This is a genomic window from Geosporobacter ferrireducens (assembly GCF_001750685.1).
GTDB classification, from domain to species: domain Bacteria; phylum Bacillota; class Clostridia; order Peptostreptococcales; family Thermotaleaceae; genus Geosporobacter; species Geosporobacter ferrireducens.
Map to the genome: position 1 here is coordinate 4483525 of NZ_CP017269.1, position 18697 is coordinate 4502221.

An 18697-nucleotide genomic window follows, 5' to 3' on the forward strand; every position below is an offset into this window, starting at 1 on the left:
GGGACGGGGTTATTTCAGTGACAGAGGGACGGGGTTATTGACACAGAAAATACCTCTATGATATAACTTATCATAGAGGTGATTTGCGTGCCAAGGATGCCAAGGATAAAAAGCAAAAGCGGAATATACCATATTGTTATGAGAGGTATAAATCGTCAAATTGTATTTGAAGATGAGGAAGATTGTCATAAGTTTATTCAAAACTTGCAAAAATACAAGGAGATTAGTGAGTACAAATTATATGCCTATTGTTTAATGGGTAATCATCTTCATTTGCTACTAATGGAAGATAAGGAGCCCTTAGAGACTGTTATGCGAAGGATATGCGGTAGTTATGTTTTATGGTATAACAAAAAATATGGAAGAATAGGGTATTTGTTTCAGGATCGATTTAAAAGTGAGCCTGTAGAGGACGATGCATATTTCCTAACAGTCCTTAGGTATATTCTTCGGAATCCTGTAAAAGCTGGTATAGTGACTAAAGTTGAAGACTATTTATGGACGAACTACACTGACTATATTGAAGGAAAATATCAGACTGATACGGACTTTGCCCTTGATATTTTAAATGTAGATAGAGAACAAGCCGTAATGAAATTTATTGAGTTTATTGATAAAGATAACGATGATAAATGTCTAGAAATAAAGGAAAGCCGACAGATAACGGATAATGATGCTATAAAAATAATCAAGGATCATTGTAACGTTGAGCGGGGGTTAGATTTACAAATGATTGATGTAGACAAAAGAAATTCATATATAAAAGAATTGAAGAATGAATATGGACTATCAATTAGACAAATTGAAAGATTGACAGGAATTAATAGAGGTATTATTCAAAGATTGTAGCGTGACGATAACCCCGTCCCCTTGACAGACGTCCCCTTGACAGAAAGTATGGAGTTTTGATAACGGGATTTATTTTTAATGTTATATCAGAATCTTGTTGTATAATAATTTTAATAACAGGTTTCCAACAGTAAAAGATTCTTTACAAAAGCAACAGGAACTGCAATTAGAAGAATATCAGAAACAGATGGAGCAAGATAATGGAAGCCGAAGTCAGCATGAATCATATGATTTCTATATTGTATTGTATCTATACTCAATAGTTAAAGGAACATGTAAGGCATGTGGTCATATAAAGAAAAAGGATGCGAAATAATGTCAAAACCGTGGAAATCCTTTTTACAAAATTTGTAGTACCTGTACCTGTAACACAACTGTTAATGCTGGTTCAAAATCCTGTAGTAATGTGGAAATTCTTTGATAGGCGAAAAAGAAGAAAGTTAAAAGAGTGTGTGTCACAGAGAAGAAACATTGACGATTTTCTCTGTGACACTTATTACGAGGAGGAGGACGATGAATAAGGAAAAGCAGACGGTGAAACGCAGAATTTTTATTTCTAATACCAGAATGGTACTTGTAACTTTAAGTCTATTTCTTTTCGTTAATATGTTTGTAGTAAATTTATATGAGAGCACATATAAAAACAGCATGATTGGTTCGTCTGAGTTAGCAGATAATACCGAACAAATAAGAAATATCCTGACAGATTGGAATCCATCCCCAAAAGAAGAGGCGATAAACAATCTTGCAACAAAACTGAATAGGTATGGATTTTCTATTTGCGTTGAAATCGATAGTGAAGTGATTTACTCAAATACTGATTTTCCTGTGAGTGAGCTTATAAATTATATTGGAGATTATTTTGAAACAGATGGAAAGGTACATGTTTATGTACAAGACTATATGACTGTACTAACACAATATGATATGAATGAGAAAATGAAAGTGTATGCAATTGCAGGAGAATATCATGGATTCTGGTCTCAAAAAAATAATTTGACTACTATACTTATACTATTGCTGATTGATGGTATATTTTGCATAGGTGCATTACTCATTATTAGTCAGATTTTTACTAAGAGACTTATAGAACATATCACAAATCCTTTAGATGCATTGTCAGAAGGAGCAAAAAGAATGAAAGAAGGAAATTTTTCTGAACCTGTTAAATACAAGGGAGATATTGAATTTGAATATGTCTGTGAGGCATTTAATAAAATGCAGGAACATATAATGGAAGCTAATGCGGAAAAGGAGTCTTATGAAAAGGTGAGAGTTGAAATGGTGGCGGGAATTTCTCATGACTTAAGGACTCCATTAACGGCAATTAGAGGAACAATAAAAGGTCTCAAGGATGGGGTTGCTACAACACCTGAATTAAGAGAAAAATTTCTTGATACAGCTTATAGACGAACAATAGAAATGGATCGGCTTTTGGAAAGGTTATTTTATTTCTCAAAACTTGAAACAGGTAATATGCCACTGTTTTTTGAAAAGACAGAGTGGAGTGAGTATCTGGAAGCCTATGTGAAAAGATACGAATTATTGATAGAGAATGAATCTATAAAAATTAAAATGAAAGATGTAAAAAAAGGCTTGTTTTCAAATGTTGACCGAGAACAAATGAAACGAATACTTGATAATATACTGGAAAACAGTAAAAAATATGCAGAAACAAATAAGCTTGAAATTACCATTAATATTTTTGAAGAACATGCATATGTCGTACTTGAGATCTCTGATAATGGCTGTGGAGTTTCAGAAGATAAGATTCCCCATATTTTTGAACAATTTTTTCGAGGTGATGAGTCAAGGAATATAAAAGAAGGGAATGGTCTAGGTCTTTATATTGTAAAATATCTAGTGAATGCTATGGGAGGCTCAGTAGATGCAGAAAACAGCAACGGTCTTACTATTCGAATAAGACTACCAATCTTGGATGAATGAGGTGATTTAGATGAATGCAAAATATAGAATTCTAATTGTCGAAGACGATGATGATATCAGTATGATAGAACAGGCTTATCTGGAAGCTAGTGGGTTTGAAACATTCATTGTAAGTGATGGAGATAAAGTACTTCCACTTCTGCATGTGGAAAATTTTGACTTAATACTACTGGATCTTATGCTTCCTGGGAAGAATGGTTATAAGATATGCAAAGAGATAAGAGGTGAACTTAATATTCCAATTCTCATGGTAACGGCAAGGACGGAATCTGTTGATAAAATTTGTGGTCTGGGACTTGGTGCAGATGATTATATTACTAAACCTTTTGATCCCGCTGAGCTTGTAGCAAGAGTAAATGCAAATATAAGACAGTATAGTCGATTAAAAGAAGCCAATCAGATAGAGTTGGATGAGAAGGGCGATGAGATACTAATAGGTAATATTCGAGTTCTTCTGCATGGATGGAAGGTCTATAAGGGTGAGCAAGAAATTCGTTTTCCTAACCGAGAATTTGAACTATTAAAATTTATGGCTGAAAATCCTAATATCGTTTTCTCGAAGGAACAATTGTTTGAGAAAATATGGGGATATGATTATGTTGGGGATAGTGCGACGGTTATGGTGCATATTAATCGTATTCGTGAAAAAATTGAGGATGACCCTAAAAACCCAAAAATCTTAGAGACAGTATGGCGCGCGGGATACCGGTTGAATAGATAAGATAAAATCATATGGTTATCAGGTTATTCAATGGAAGATAGAGGCTTCGATAAGTGTCCTCTTGGAAAAAAATAAGGAAGATAGCAGTAAAAGCTCGAAATGCTTGTTAGAGTAGCAAATTATAATTATTAATTAAATTGAAAAAAAGAGAGTTTAGGATTTGTTTAATTTTATACCTCCTGTTTGTTTAATGTGATTTGATATTATTATCACATAAATAAACAGGAGGTATTTTTGTCAAGATTTTAATTACAACAGATTGGTATTATCCTGCAATAAATGGGGGGGTGACGTCTGTACTAAATCTAACTATCAGGCAATGCTCATTCATATCGCAAAACAGATAAATTGGCTTTAGAGCAAAAGGTAGATAAGAAAGAGGGATTAAAAGCTGCCCTAGCGGTGATGCAATATGTAGACTATGGAAAGACAGGGTTGAAAGTATCATTTTATTATGTAACATTAATTTGCAACAACTATACTGAAATCGGTAGATGTAAACCAAACCAAATATACGGAGGTATGTAATGAATATTAATACTAAGAAATTAGAAAAAACAGACATTCTTAATACTAAGAAATTAGCAAAAACAGCCATTCCTTTTTTTCTAACAATATTCCCGTTTGTTTTTCAATCCCTTATTGAGGCGACTTTCGAAAATGCAGTTCAACTTAGCATTATAGCAGCTCCAATAATATTTATTTTGTTTGCCATTATCTTTAAAAGAAGCTTTTGCGGTTTTTTGTGCTTGGTGGGGGCGCTGCAAAGGGTTGTTGGATATATAGGATTCAAGGTTTTAAAAAAAAGGGTCACAGTTCCTGCAACACTCGATAAATATCTTAGAGCAGCGAAATACATCATACTTATAGGTTTTGCAGTATTATCCATTGCAAGCGGCAAGTTACTGCTACAAGTCAGTGTTGACGATGTGTTTGAGCAATATGACATAATATTGACTGGATTAGCCTGGATAAGTATTATGTTGATATTTGTAACAATTATTGGCTCATTCTTTATTGATAGATTCTTCTGCAAATATATCTGCGTACAGGGTGCTGTCGCCGGAGTTGCAGGTCGGTTTAGCCCCAGTGGTATCGTCCGGTGCGAAGATAAGTGCATCAATTGCACGTTATGTACAAAGAAATGTCCCTCAAATCTAGAGGTGCATAAAATGAAGAAGGTAATATCGGCTGAATGTTTTAACTGCCAAAAATGCATTGTTGTTTGTCCAAAGAAAGGGGCATTAACTAATAGTTTTGCAGGCAGAAAAATCCCGTTAGTTTTGTTTGTAGCAATGGCAGGAATGGTTTTCATATTGTTACCCTTTTTAATAACGCTATTTTTATAGATGGTGCTATGATCAGGTGTCGATCCATTTCTTTAACAATTAAGAATGATAGAAGCAAAAGGACTAAAACCACGAGGGTTGGCCTATTAGTTGGTGGGGTTATTTTTAGCATAACTGGATCTTCTCTTTCAGATAAAGCTGATGAAGCTTGGTCTCAAATGAAAAAAGCAGAAAGAGAAATTGACGCTATTTGTTCCTATATGAAAGATTTGAACGGTGTTGCGACTAAGTTTGATGATGCGATTACTAAAGTTAACAGAGTTTACATGGATCACATGGATAGGCTAAGTAATGTAGTTGAAGTTTTGAAAAAGACAGATTGGGATACTTTCACTGCAGAAGAAAAACTTATTACTGAAAACACAGCGTTGCTTGTAAATCTTCTTTTCAATATGGGAAAAGTTCAGCTCGTTTTGGCATCCGGTAATGAAACAGAACCTAATAAAGTCAATACGGAAGTTGTGAATAAAGCAATTTCTGACTCGGAAACGTTTCTTAATGAAAGAGGACTTGCTGGGGCATTCTAAAGTAGTATTATGACAAATGCAACCGCCAATGTGGGTATCTATGTATAGATAGCTGCAGGGTGGTTGTCTGATATTATTAGTAGTGTTTTGAAAGATAAATACAAATTGATCAATTACAAAAATTGTTCAACGGGATGACAAGGGGACGGGGTGAAACCACTGAAAAACACATCCTAAATATTGGGAAATTTGTTCAAGGCAAGCTAATACTATAGAGAAAAAACCCCTGATTTGATATGATAGAGTTGTCGAGACAATATCATAAATACGGGGGTTTTTCCATGCTTAAAAACAAAGATATGCAGTTAAGCATCTATTCAATATTATACAATAAAATTCCAGATAATCATATACTAAAGCTTGTAAATCATGCTGTAGACTTTAGCTTTATCAACAAGCTTTTAGAGAAGTCATACTGTAAATACTATGGACGCCCTGCTAAAGAACCTGAGCTGATGATTAAGATTTGCCTCACCCAAGCCTTTTAGCTAAATTTAGAGTTCATCGATTAAAGGAATCAACCATGGATGAGATCCTTATACAAGTTGTAAAACAATGCATTAATAAAGGCATTTTAAAAGATACTTCCCTCAGCGTAGACTGTACCCATACCCATGCCAATACCTTTAAAGCCGTTCCAGAAAGGGTCATGAAATACCTTGCTAAAAAGATTTTCAAAAATCTAGAGGAAGAAAATGGACAAATCTTAGAAGGCTTAAACACAACTATTCCCCAATACAAAGAAATTGAGGATCATAAACAAGCAAAAGAAACGATGAAACAATATTTGGAGGAAGTCATAGAAAAAGTTAAAGAAAATATCAAATTAGAAGATCATCCTAAAACTCAAGCCACCATTGAAAATGCAAAGATGATCTTATCCGATCCTAAGTTCATCCAACAAAGAGGCCTACGATCCTTAGTGGATCAAGATGCTAGGGTGGGATACAAGTCGAAGACAGAAAGTTTTTTTGGCTACAAAACCGAATACCTCATCACAACAAAAGAAAGAATTATTACTGCTGTAAAATCCTATGATGGTGCCTATGTGGATGGCAATGGTTTTGAAGAACTCATGGATCTGTCCAATAAAACAGGAATGATTCCACAAGAAGTATATGGGGATAAGACTTACTTTAGAAAACAGATACTAGATACGATATCAGAAAATCAAGCGCAAGCATATATTCCGGTAAGCGAGTCAGTGTATCGGATTGATGAGAGCCGGTACAGCTACAACAAAGATTCTGATCAATGGGTTTGTGATTTTGGAAACTATACCATAGAAAAGAAACGGTTTAAAAAGAAAGATGGTAGAGAATTCTACAAGTACAAATTTGACAAACAAAACTGTAGAGATTGTCCCTATAGAGAAGAATGTCTTCATGCCAGGGCAAAAGTGAAAATACTTGATATTAGTATCAATACTCCGGAGTTCTACGAGTATAGCCAATGAGCCAAGACCCAAGAATTCCTTGATAAATACAAACAACGTGCATCACAGGAGTGGAAAAATGGAGAGATGAAGAGATTTCATGGACTAAACCGTGCCAAAGGGTATGGTCTGCGGAGCATGTCCATACAAGCAAAACTAACGGCATTGGCAGTAAATTTAAAGAGGATTGCAGCACTGCAATCCTCTTTAAATTTCATTTTTAATATTCAGGCGAGAAAATATCCGATGAAGCATAAAAAATCAGGACTCAGATATTTTTGTATCCATAAAAAGGGGTACTTTTTCAGTGGTTTCGGACGGTTCCGTGACACGATATATTTCAAGCGATTTAGATATATGCTAACTGCAACACACCATCCACGTTGAGGTCGTCTCATTAATTGTTAGACAGCATCCATAAATAATGATTAATAAACAAATAATATGGTATAATTGAGCTAAGAATTCAATGAATTATGGTGGTGAAGTCAAAATACTAACTCTGGATGATATTAAAAACGCTATTGCAGATATCTTAGCAAAATACCCTATTTAAAAATTATCTTTATTTAGTTTTTATGCCAATGGGACCGGAAAAGAAGATAGTGATGTTGATATGCTTGTGGAGTTTTTATCACCTAATGTTTCACTTTTAACCATATCAGATATGAAATTGAGTCTAAATTAAATAAAGAGGTAGATTTGATTCATGCTCCAAGTGAGGAGAATTCGTTGATAAAGATCGATAAGGTTGTTGATATCTATGAACACTAGAGACTATCAAATTATCAATAAGCTTCTTCAAGAAATATCAAATTTTGAAGATGGGCGACGTATGGATTACGCTGGTAGAGGATATTCCTAATGTAAAAATACAATTAGAAGATATGATAAAGAATATTAAATTCAAGGATGGCAATTTATAGATGCTATCCTTTCTTTATAGCAGGATATACATTAAGAGCTCTGATATTTATCGTTTTTAACACATCAAATTAGTTCACTATCAGTATAAGCGAAAAAAGCTGTAGTTAAGATATGCTAACATACATATCAGGGTGAATACGTTGCACAGCTAATACGAATGGAATGGGCTAATTCTGCTATACGAAGTTTTAATATAGAAAAGGAGAAGTGTATAAATATGTCAAACAAGATACTCAAAAGTCAAATGTTACAAGCCGTAGAAAATCAAATAAGGATGAACGATCCAAAGTGTGTGAATATTACCTTACAACGACTTGTAGAAAAAGGTTATACAAAGCAGGAAGCTAAAGAAATGATTGCTGCAATTCTGGTAGAACAGATGTATTTTATCTTAAAGGAGAATAAGAAATTTAATGAGGAAGAATATGAAGAACGCTTAAACAGTTTAGGACGAGAGCTGGTACTGGATCATAATGATACTGCATTGGATAAAGCTGAACATAGCGTTGAAGAATTGCTTGATCAAGTTGCCTACAACACCGGACATTTCCCGAAGGAGGAGATAGAAGAAATTATATGCAAAAAGGAAGAGGCAATCCCGTTTCTGTTGGATATCTTGAAAGAGATAAGAGACAATCCCGAACAGTATCGGGATGAATATGGCTATTTTGCTCATATTTATGCAGCTTACCTTTTGGCACAATTTCGTGTCAAAGAGGCTTATCCAATATTAATCGATATTTTAAGCTTGCCAGACGATTTGCCATATGATTTGTTTGGTGATTCAATATTGGAAGCTGGCAGTCGAATGCTTGCTACTGTATGGGGGTCAGATGCAAGTCTGATAAAAGCATTGGCAGAAAATGAAGAGGCAGATGAATATATGCGTGGACAGGCTATAGAGGCATTGGCAATTTTGGCATTGCATAATGTGCTAGAACGAGACCAAGTCATTGCATATTATAAGAAACTAATCAATGAGCCTGCGATAATGAATAAGCCTCTATTGCTGGGATTATTAGTGATTGCATGCTGTGATATCTATCCAGAAGAACTGTATGAGGATATAAAAAACTGCTATGATGAGGCTTTGGTAGATGAATCTATAATTGGTATGGAAAGCGTTGATGACGCGATGCGGCAGGGAAAAGACTATGTTCTAGAGAGTTCTAGAAACAATACACACATGGAATTTATTGAAGATACCATAGCTGAATTGGAATGGTGGGCTTGCTTTGAGGAAACTTATAAGCAAAGAATGAATGCTAGGCAAAACTTCAAGAGCGCTCAAACGATAACAAAACCGCCCAAAATAGGTCGCAACGACCTATGTCCATGTGGAAGCGGGAAAAAGTATAAGAAGTGCTGCGGGAAGTAAGCAGCGAGGTAAACACGCTGATTCAATATACAAAGAAACAGATAGATAACCTTAAATGAAATCTGTATTGATTCAGGGTGAAAATCCTTGTTTGAATGATATTCAAATTTAGCAAGAAATTCTGCGTTACAGACGGATTGACTCAATTAATTATATGACCATGTTAGAGAAGAAGAAATATTCAACAGTATAATATATTTCAAAATTTTTATGAAGGTGGTGAAATGGCAAAAGCTCAAAGTACGCCACGTAGAAAAAGGTATAAAAAGAACGAACGACTTATTCATGCAGCCCAATGGATACAGGAGAATTCTCCAATGAAAAATATCATTAAACGATATGCAAAATGGTTTGGGGTATCAAGACTTTGTGCTGCTCAAGAATTAATTAGTTTAGGAGTTATCTTCGATACAGATGTGGTGAGCAGAGAAAAACAATTGGAAATTGATAAAGCCAATCAACGCAGAAAAGCGAAGGAGAAACGTATTCAATTGTATGATGAAACATACTATTATTTTGAGAATATAGCAGAAGAAGAGGATTTGATAGAACATGATGAAGGTATTCCGTTTTAATATAAAGGTGAGGGCAATACGCTTTGGTACATTCTTCCTACATATGCTAACTGCAACACACCATGCACGTTGAATCCATAGCCCTGTTGCAGAAGGGGAAAAGCTGATATTTCAAAGCCTTGTAGAATCGCAGATGAAAACATGTTTTGGCGTGAGAGGATGACTTTCACGTCTTTTATTTTGTAGAATAAATAGGCTTGTCTATTTTACATAGATGATAAAGGGATGCAAATATAACGGTAAATATCTTTTAGGAAATTTGCTTATTTGTGGCGATTGTGGTGCATCTCATCGGAGAAGAACGGAAAGGGGTAAGGTGGTTTGGAGATGTGAGACAAGGATAGAAAAAGGGAAAGACGCATGTGCCAATTCGCCTACGTTGGATGAGGAGTGGATTAAGAAAGTACTTGGCGAAACGGTATGTGAAAATGGCGCTTATGATGAAAGTGTAATCAGGGATAAAGTTGATATAATTCAGATATTTAATTCGTATAGTATAATTTGTTATAAAAATGAAGAACAGGCTAAGATATTTTTCTAGAAAGATAGATGGCGAAAAGTTTATATTCTAATAATGCGAATATTGGTAAAATATAGTATAATAAGAATAATTGTATCGATTATTCAGAGATTAAGGCACCAAGAAAGAGGATGATCCAATGGCAAAGAAACCTGTAAAAGAAACAATTCAAGCCAAAGGTATAGATATTGCTATCTATACTGAAGATTTTCAGAACGAATTTATTTCACTTACAGATATTGCACGCTATAAAAGTGATGAACCCAAAGATGTCATTAAAAATTGGATGAGAAGTAAGGACACAATTGAATTTTTAGGTCTCTGGGAACAATTACATAATGATAAATTTAAAGGGGTCGAATTCGACTCCTTTAGAAATCAAGCAGGTTCAAACGCTTTTACATTGTCACCTCAAAAATGGATTGATAGTACGAATGCAATCGGTATTGTTTCCAAATCAGGCAGAAATGGTGGTACCTTTGCTCATTCTGATATTGCTTTTGAATTTGCTTCTTGGATTTCGGCGGAGTTTAAGCTCTATATAATAAAAGACTATAAAAGGCTAAAAAACGATGAAAGCAGTCGGCTTTCCTTGGGATGGAATCTCAATCGTGAGATTTCAAAATTGAATTACAGAATTCACACTGACGCTATCAAAGAAAATTTAATTCCGCCAGAACTGACACAATATCAAATATCCATAACCTATGCCAGCGAGGCCGATGTGCTTAATGTCGCACTGTTTGGCATAACCGCTAAGCAGTGGCGCGAAAAAAATCCAGATAAGAATGGAAACATTAGAGATTATGCTACCTTAAATCAATTACTGGTGTTGGCTAATATGGAAAGCTATAATGCGATTTTAATAGAGCAGAGCAAATTGCAACCGGAGAGGCTACAGCTTTTGAATAAGCTAGCCATTCATCAGCTTGAGTCGATACAGAAAATAAATATGGACACCATTAAACGGCTCGAGGGTTAATATAGCTGGAGTACTGTTTTTATAGGTTTTATTGTTAAGAATTTAAGGGGCAATGGAGGTAAATTGTGGATCATAGTAAGCTTTTAGATCATAAATTTAAAAAAGGTAAATTTGTTCCCCCTTGGAATGAATTTATGTCCGAGTTGAGCAGAGAAGAGTCATGGTATTTTGGAGACTTCTAGAATACCTTTGGGTAGCATTAATATTAGATTACTATGGCCGGGAAGATGGAGACGTTAAGTGTTATAGAATAATGAAAAAGCTTGGTATTGCAGAGTTAAAGAAATATATATCAATATTTATCGGAATATTGGGATGAGGGATGGCATAATGAACTTTGAAGAGTTGCTTGAAAAATATCAAACATTGCTGGTTGAAAATAACAATTTAAAGGAAGAAATAAAAAGATTAAAAGCCCAACTTGGCACTGAAGAATTACTGGCTGATTCTGATGAAATTTTTGAGTATAAATCTGACTCTGAAACGTTGGAACAAGAATCAGTTGATCAAGTTTTCACTTCGGAAATTGATAACATGTCAGACCCAATGGAAAAAATCAAGCTGTTTATGTCACTATTTAAAGGTCGGAAAATCCAAAAAAAGGGACAGCGGGGTATTCACCGTACTGTTTGAATGAATGGAAACCTGGATTATGCCGAAAACCAACGGGCACTTGTACCAATTGTACTAATAAGGTATATGCTGTACTAAATGAAAAGGTTATTGATGACCATTTACGAGGATATAAAAATTCTGTCGCAGGAATATATCCCTTGTGCCTTGATGAAACCTGCCATTTTTTAGTTATAGACTTTGATGGAGAAGAATGGCAAAAGGATATTTCAGTACTGAGAGAAGTGTGTGTTAAATTTGATATTCCATTAGCAGTTGAACGCTCACGCTCAGGCAAAGGAGCCCACGGCTGGTTTTTCTTTAAGAGTCCCATACCTGCTGCTTTAGCAAGAAAATTTGGAAGTGCACTGCTTACTTGCTCCATGAACAAAAGGCATGAGATAAAATTTAAATCATATGACAGGTTATTTCCTAACCAGGATACTATGCCAAAGGGTGGTTTAGGGAACTTAATTGCTTTGCCTTTGCAAAAAGCTGCAAGAGAGAATCATAACAGTGAATTCATCGATGAAAATTATCAACCATATCGTGATCAATGGGCATTTTTAGGAGCTATTCCAAAACTCTCAGAAGATAATATTGAAATACTGATATCAAAACTATGTCATGGAAACGAACTTGGCGTATTAATAAAAGATGAAGAAGACCAAAAACCATGGGAAATAAGCAAAACTAAATTATTGAAAAATGATTTCCCCAAGACTGTTGAAATTGTAAAAGCCAATATGATTTTTATTCCGAGAGCAGGTATTTCTCAAAGAGCGCTAAATTATTTTAAACGTTTAGCAGCCTTTAAAAATCCCGAATTTTACAAAGCACAAGCCATGAGATTATCAGTAAAAAAGCTACCAAGAATTATCTCATGTTCTGACGAAACGACAGAATATCTATGCCTGCAAAGAGGATGTGAAACGGATTTAAAAGATGTATTTAAAGAACTGAATATAGATGCTCATTTTATAGATAAAACGCGAACTATGGCAAAAGCATTGACATTGAATTCAATGGGACTCTGAGAGATGAGCAGTTTCTGGCAATGGACAAGCTATTGAAATATGATAACGGAATACTTTCTGGAACAACGGCTTTTGGTAAAACAGTTGTGGCAATAAACCTGATTGCTGAAAGAAAGGTAAATACGCTTATTATCGTTGACAAAATCAATCTGGTCTCACAATGGAAAAAAAGACTAATGGAGTTTCTTACTATAAATGAAACTTTGCCAGATACAGATGCCGGAAAAAAGAGAGGAAGAAAAAAGGTCAAAAGCATTATAGGGCAATTGGGAGCAGGAAAAGACAACTTAAGTGGGATCATTGATATAGCTGTAATGCAATCGTTAAATAGAATGGGTGAAGTAAAGGATTGCGTAAAAAATTATGGTATGGTTATTGTTGATGAATGTCATCATGTTTCAGCATTTAGCTTTGAAAAGATACTAAAAAGTATAAATGCGAGATATATTTATGGACTAACCGCAACACCAACAAGGAAGGATGGACACCATCCTATTATTTTTATGTAGTGCGGTCCAATACGGTATAGAGATGATGCGAAAAAACAGGCCGAGAAAAGACCTTTTGAACATTATGTTATACCAAGATTTACATCTCTACGAGTTCCCGTGGGTAAAGATGAGAAAGATATCTCTATCCAGGAGCTATATGCCGAAATCGTTATGAACGAAATGCGCAATCAGCAGATTATAGATGATGTAGTAAAAAGTTATGAGAATGGTAGGAACTGTGTTGTTCTTACAGAAAGAACTGCACATGTCAAATTACTTACAAAGAAACTGAATGAGAGAATTCCTGACGTAATATCCCTTATGGGTGGAATGAGTGCGAAGAATACCAGGGAAATTCTAGAGCGAATAACAGATACACCTATAGATAGGCAGTTGACTTTAGTGGCTACGGGTAAATATATAGGGGAAGGTTTTGACGAACCACGTCTTGATACTTTGTTCTTAGCTATGCCTATATCGTGGAAGGGCACTTTGCAGCAATATGCAGGACGGCTTCACAGACTATTTGAAAATAAAAATGAAGTGCGAATATATGATTATGTGGATATTCATATTAGGATGCTGGAAAAAATGTACAATAAACGACTTAACGGATATGCGTCCATTGGATACAAAGCAAAAGGCGAAAGTATTGCAGCAGAATCAGTAGATATTATTTTTGACAAAAGCAACTTTTTACCAGTATATGCAAATGATATTGTGAATGCATCGAGAGAAGTTTTGATAGTAAGTCCATTTATCACGAAGAAGCGAACTTTACAGATGCTACAATACCTGGGAGCATTAGGAAGCAAGGTGAAAGTTATCGTAGTCACCAGACCACCTGATGAATTTAGAGACAAAAATACGACTGCTCTGAAAGCTACGATAAGATTGTTGCAAGATGCTGGAGTTATTATGGTTTTTAGGACAAATATACACCAGAAATTCGCAGTTATTGATCAAAGAATCATATGGTATGGTAGTATCAATCTACTAAGTTTTGGTAGTGCAGAAGAAAGCATCATGAGACTTGAAAGTCCTAATATTGCAAATGAGTTGATAAAGAGTATAGAAAAATAATTATTATCATGATCTTACCATCTTCTTTGAGAAGCTTTTTAAAAAATATCAAGCTTTGTTAGTTGACAATGGGGCTTGAAAGAAGAGAGATGAGAAAAGCAATGAATTATAATGAATTTATGAAAGCAGTTGATGAAAAACTATCCGCTATGTCTGAAGTGGAAAAAACTGAATGGATACATAATATGGCCCGTACTACAAATGAAAATCAGAGAATTATATTTTTAAACTCCTTAGCAAAAAAACAAGATCATTGTACGGATATTCCTATAAAAAAGGAGATAAAAGAACTAGAAGATTGGTGTAGAAAAATAGAAGATGCAGAAATCTATTTCGAGTGCAGTGGTTATGAAGAGTATGGAGAAGGCTATTGGGATAGCGAATATACTTATGAGTATTCTGATATTTTTGGAATAGGAAAAGAGCTTTCTAAAGCATTTCAGATTGCGGAAGGCTTGTTATTCCAAAAAGAATACCAGCAGGCGGCAGCAGTATATGATTTACTTTGCAGTATAACTTTTTCGGCATTGGATAGCGATATTGAAGAGTGGAGTGAGCTGGAGCTGGAGGAGCTTGTAGAAGAAAAACTGGTAATTCTGGATTTAAAGCGTATCGCTTTAAATATGATGTATGCAAAATATCAGGTTACTGAAGGAGAAGAAAGAGCAGCTGCACTGTACCGGTATCTTTCATGGGACATGTGTAAGAACATAAAAGTAGAAGAAATGTTTACTATAGGACCGGAAGAGCTTAAAGGGATAGACAGGTTTATGGAGGATTGGATTTCTTTTCTTAAAAATACAGAGGGCGACCTGGCGGGAGGTTTGCTGTCGGAGGCATGTATATACCAGGGGGGTATCAGCCGTCTATGTGAAGCAGCCAGAGAAGTATGGGCGAGACATCCGGTTTTATATCAACATGCTTGTAAGTATCTGCTAAATGAAAAAAAGGAGTTTGAGTGTGTGAAGTTGGGAATGGAGGCTATCAGTATATTGCCTGAAAAGCTGATTATTCGAGGAAGCATTACAGATCTAGCTGCAAAAGCTGCTGTAGAGTTGGAAAACACTGATATAATTAATCAATGCTATGAAGCCGCTTTTTATTCTGAATCAACGCTGTATCACTATTTACGGTTATTTGAGCTTTCGGATTACCGGAATATAGCGGATAGAGCGGTGCAGCATGCAAAAACACTACCTGAGAATTCTATGTGGGAAGGATATCATAAAAATAAACAGATGATGGTGAATAGTCTTTCAAAGGAACATAAAAAGCTTCTCCGGTTTTTTAATGGAGAATTTGATTATATTTATGAAGATTGTAAAAAAGATGGAACTACATTAGGTTGGAGCAGCAATTTTAAAGGAACTGTTGTACCACTTTTTATTTTGTTATTAGACAAGAATAAAAAGGTTACAAAAGCTGGTCAACGATTGATAGATGAAATAGAATACAGACTGGGATTTACTGAAGATCATACAAAAAGCTTCAAGGATCAATTTTTAGGCTGGAAAGAAAAAGTAGTTCTAAGAAATGAACAATATGAAAAGTATATTGCATGGCTGAAAGAAGAAGTAGATAAAAGGACTGAGGCTGTTGTAGGGGGAAATCACCGGAAAAGCTATTATAAGGCAGCTATACTGATAACAGCATTAGGTGAAACATTGGAGTCAAATGGGAAGTTACATGGAAGAATGGTTACGATAGAACATTATAAAAAAATACATCCCAGAAAAAGAGCATTTAAAGCAGAATTTGAGCAATTAAACGAGGAATAAACGAATAGATGGTTATTCCGCTGCATAAAGGAGAGATTTGAAATGGATAAAGCTAACCCGGAGAAAGCAATTAAAGAATTGACTATACTGCTGATGTATTTAACAAGATTTAATGAAAGAGACCGTTTTAGCTCGAACTTAGATATGGCTTGGAAGGGATATGATTTTGATATTATTAATGAACTGGATAAGGAAGATTATATCCGGCAGGGCAGCCATCGATCCAAGTCTGTAGCAATTACAGAAGAGGGGATGAAATTAGCAAAGGAATTATTGCTTAAATACAACATATTGGATTGGAAGTAGAAGAAAATATAGAGATTGGTACCGAAACAATAAAAATATGAAAAGTAAATAATCTCGCTAAAGTGCATCTGCACCACTGCTACAACGCATTGCGAGGCCGTCGCGAGGGTTGAGAGGATGAAAGGCTGATGGATAGAGGGCTTAAGGGACTTGGGCAAACTAAATAACCCTTGTATATACAAAAAAGATGTAGTATATCGGGAGCTGTCCTAGGACTTGAATATAAAGGAGTTAGATAGCTGATGGACAGTTTTGAATTCTCAATGACAATATAGTATAATATATAGATAAGGTGGTGTTCATATGAGAGATTTGGAAAAACTAATTGATGAAGTTAACGGCTCAATGTCAATGGAAGGCATGCCGCTTACCCAGACTGATAAAGATAGAATCAGACGTTGTGCAGGTAATGATAAATTGGTTGAAGAAACGATAGCTGAACTCATAAAAAAGCACACGGCTGTCAGGGGCTATAACCATGAACGACAATTATGATTACAGCTATGAATGGGATCACAGATGTTGTTATCCTCATTCAAATGTGCTTATAAAACAAGCTGGGGATTGAGGATGCGGAAAAGCTTCACATAGCAGAAAGAGAAATAACCTCTTTGAGAATTTGCCAGGACAGTACAGAACTGGAAGAACAGCAATAGAACTATCAGGTACAGGTGGAGCATTTAGTACGAAGGAAATTAAAATGAATTCCAAATGGGAATCTGCAGGGAGCCACAGGGTAAATGAGATGCAAAAATTCCTTGAAGATAAAAACCACACTATGACAGAATTTGATAATATTCTGGTCAGATAGTTGATACAAACCGTCAAAATCATGTCCGAAGATAAGATAATTATCGTCTTTAAATCCGGTATAGAATTGGAGCAATCCGTGGAGGTGCGAAAGAAATATCAGGGCTGCGGACGACCGAAGAAAAATAAGGAATCTGAGAAAATCGGTGCCTGCGTTTGATGCGAAGCAGGCACCGATAATTTAAAAAGTAAGCAAGCTGAATAAAACTCTTAGCATTATTGGCTGAGGGCTTTATTCAGTTTATTTAGTAATCGACGGTTTTCATGATAGAGAAAGAGAATTTAATATAACATAAAGGAAGCATAAAGCATTCATAAAATATGGATAGTCATGGAAATATTCAAAATTTAATGATATAATTATTAAGTGGTTTTTTCTTTAACTTAAAAAGCATTAAAGAAGGGCATGTATATGTCCTCAACGACATGAGGATTATTGAAAAATGGTCACATTCTATGGATTGGAGCGGGGCTAATTTGGCGGAGTTTATATAAGAGATTAAAGATACAATTTAGTTTGAGGCGAACATCGATAAGGTTTAAACTGCTATGAGGCACTCTTTTTGTATCTGAGAGTGCTTTTAATATTAGGATCACTAAAAAGTGATGAAAGAGGATGGATTTTGATGACTAAGAAAAAGGTAAGTATATTTTTTATTCCAGCGATAAGTGGTGAGGGGTTTTTAATATTAGCGCTCTTTGTAATTCTTCTTCCATTTTTGGTTTTAGGATTAATAACACAATTCTTGGGAATGACGATAGGACCTTTTCTTGAGCCTATAATAAAATCATACTCATCTTTAGTGTTATTGCCGGTTATTTTTTTTATAAAGCCTGATATGCTTGCAACATCTTTTGGGACTGAGGTTAAGACTGAAGCTGAAATTCAAGCTTTTTTTGAGAAAGCTTTAACGAATACTTCGCAAACCCAGTATTTATATATGAATCTAATTTTTATAGGGGTTATGCTTGCATTGATATTACTTTATTACTATAAGAATGGGATAAGGAAAGGGATTTTAGGTTGGATTGGTAGATACTTCTTCTTGAATTTTCTGATCACAATACCCCTGTGGGGATTTATAACCGATATGATTATAGATAGTCCTGATGCTTCTCGATATGCGTCAGCTTATTACACGGAGATATTTGCTGTGTTACAAGAACAAGTTAAGCAAGCATTTATTATTTTATTTGTTATCGCATTAGTAGTTACAATAATTGGACATGCTTTAATACTGTTAACAGGAAGAAATTATTTACAGAGAAAGCAATACTGGGCCGAACGCAAACGAGAAAAAGAGATGAAAAGGATAGAAAAGTTGGAGAGAAAGAAAAATAAAGAGATTGAGTATTATTGATAAATGAGG

At 35.2% G+C, this 18697-nt stretch carries 17 protein-coding genes and 3 pseudogenes; all 20 read left to right on the plus strand.

Annotated elements, in window-relative coordinates; genetic code table 11:
- Positions 1-96: 96 nt before the first annotated feature.
- The 20 genes and pseudogenes from Gferi_RS21015 to Gferi_RS21115 all read left to right on the plus strand — a co-directional run bounded on the left by Gferi_RS21015 (position 97) and on the right by Gferi_RS21115 (position 18688).
- Positions 97-849, plus strand: a complete 753-nt coding sequence (locus Gferi_RS21015) for a transposase (protein WP_236932768.1) — start codon at positions 97-99, stop codon at positions 847-849.
- A gap of 305 nt (positions 850-1154) precedes the next feature.
- Positions 1155-1370, plus strand: coding sequence for a hypothetical protein (locus tag Gferi_RS21025; RefSeq protein WP_069979999.1), 216 nt, complete (start codon positions 1155-1157; stop codon positions 1368-1370).
- Complete coding sequence (locus tag Gferi_RS21030) at positions 1363-2796, plus strand: HAMP domain-containing sensor histidine kinase (RefSeq protein ID WP_156782451.1); 1434 nt, start codon at positions 1363-1365, stop codon at positions 2794-2796. Before Gferi_RS21025 ends, Gferi_RS21030 begins: the two co-directional genes overlap by 8 nt.
- Before the next feature lie 10 nt (positions 2797-2806).
- Complete coding sequence (locus Gferi_RS21035) at positions 2807-3517, plus strand: response regulator transcription factor (protein ID WP_069980001.1); 711 nt, start codon at positions 2807-2809, stop codon at positions 3515-3517.
- Between the two features lie 527 nt (positions 3518-4044).
- Positions 4045-4866 carry a 4Fe-4S binding protein gene (locus tag Gferi_RS21045; protein ID WP_069980006.1) on the plus strand — a complete coding sequence of 274 codons (822 nt, stop codon included), beginning with the start codon at positions 4045-4047 and terminating at the stop codon, positions 4864-4866.
- Positions 4867-4874: 8 nt separating this feature from the next.
- Positions 4875-5393 (plus strand): hypothetical protein, encoded by a 519-nt coding sequence (locus Gferi_RS21050; protein ID WP_179948109.1) that lies wholly within the window; start codon positions 4875-4877, stop codon positions 5391-5393.
- A 281-nt stretch (positions 5394-5674) separates the two neighbouring features.
- Positions 5675-7041, plus strand: a pseudogene (locus Gferi_RS21060) (transposase); the annotation flags it as partial.
- A gap of 1093 nt (positions 7042-8134) precedes the next feature.
- Positions 8135-8932 (plus strand): annotated as a pseudogene (locus Gferi_RS28520) (DUF1186 domain-containing protein); the annotation flags it as partial.
- Between the two features lie 117 nt (positions 8933-9049).
- Positions 9050-9133 (plus strand): annotated as a pseudogene (locus tag Gferi_RS29315) (SEC-C metal-binding domain-containing protein); the annotation flags it as partial.
- A 224-nt stretch (positions 9134-9357) separates the two neighbouring features.
- A complete protein-coding gene (locus Gferi_RS21075) occupies positions 9358-9708 on the plus strand; it encodes a hypothetical protein (protein WP_069980016.1) in 351 nt (116 codons plus the stop codon).
- Positions 9709-9922: 214 nt separating this feature from the next.
- The gene (locus tag Gferi_RS29525) at positions 9923-10249 is read left to right on the plus strand and encodes a zinc ribbon domain-containing protein (protein ID WP_083273683.1); all 327 of its coding nucleotides are present in this window, start codon (positions 9923-9925) and stop codon (positions 10247-10249) included.
- A 118-nt stretch (positions 10250-10367) separates the two neighbouring features.
- The gene (locus Gferi_RS21085; RefSeq protein ID WP_069980020.1) at positions 10368-11210 is read left to right on the plus strand and encodes a KilA-N domain-containing protein; all 843 of its coding nucleotides are present in this window, start codon (positions 10368-10370) and stop codon (positions 11208-11210) included.
- Positions 11211-11540: 330 nt separating this feature from the next.
- Positions 11541-11843 carry a hypothetical protein gene (locus Gferi_RS29210; RefSeq protein ID WP_330389451.1) on the plus strand — a complete coding sequence of 101 codons (303 nt, stop codon included), beginning with the start codon at positions 11541-11543 and terminating at the stop codon, positions 11841-11843.
- Positions 11840-12859: a TOTE conflict system archaeo-eukaryotic primase domain-containing protein gene (locus tag Gferi_RS29215; protein ID WP_330389452.1), complete on the plus strand. Its 1020-nt coding sequence runs from the start codon at positions 11840-11842 to the stop codon at positions 12857-12859. Before Gferi_RS29210 ends, Gferi_RS29215 begins: the two co-directional genes overlap by 4 nt.
- Positions 12860-12879: 20 nt before the next feature.
- The gene (locus Gferi_RS29220; RefSeq protein ID WP_330389453.1) at positions 12880-13368 is read left to right on the plus strand and encodes a DEAD/DEAH box helicase; all 489 of its coding nucleotides are present in this window, start codon (positions 12880-12882) and stop codon (positions 13366-13368) included.
- 99 nt (positions 13369-13467) lie between these two features.
- Positions 13468-14433 carry a phospholipase D-like domain-containing protein gene (locus Gferi_RS29225; RefSeq protein WP_330389454.1) on the plus strand — a complete coding sequence of 322 codons (966 nt, stop codon included), beginning with the start codon at positions 13468-13470 and terminating at the stop codon, positions 14431-14433.
- Between the two features lie 101 nt (positions 14434-14534).
- Positions 14535-16211 (plus strand): hypothetical protein, encoded by a 1677-nt coding sequence (locus Gferi_RS21095; RefSeq protein WP_069980022.1) that lies wholly within the window; start codon positions 14535-14537, stop codon positions 16209-16211.
- A gap of 42 nt (positions 16212-16253) precedes the next feature.
- Positions 16254-16517, plus strand: coding sequence for a DUF6429 family protein (locus Gferi_RS21100; RefSeq protein ID WP_069980024.1), 264 nt, complete (start codon positions 16254-16256; stop codon positions 16515-16517).
- A 303-nt stretch (positions 16518-16820) separates the two neighbouring features.
- A complete protein-coding gene (locus Gferi_RS21105) occupies positions 16821-17012 on the plus strand; it encodes a hypothetical protein (RefSeq protein WP_069980026.1) in 192 nt (63 codons plus the stop codon).
- 941 nt (positions 17013-17953) lie between these two features.
- Positions 17954-18688 carry a hypothetical protein gene (locus Gferi_RS21115; protein WP_069980029.1) on the plus strand — a complete coding sequence of 245 codons (735 nt, stop codon included), beginning with the start codon at positions 17954-17956 and terminating at the stop codon, positions 18686-18688.
- Positions 18689-18697 lie beyond the last annotated feature (9 nt).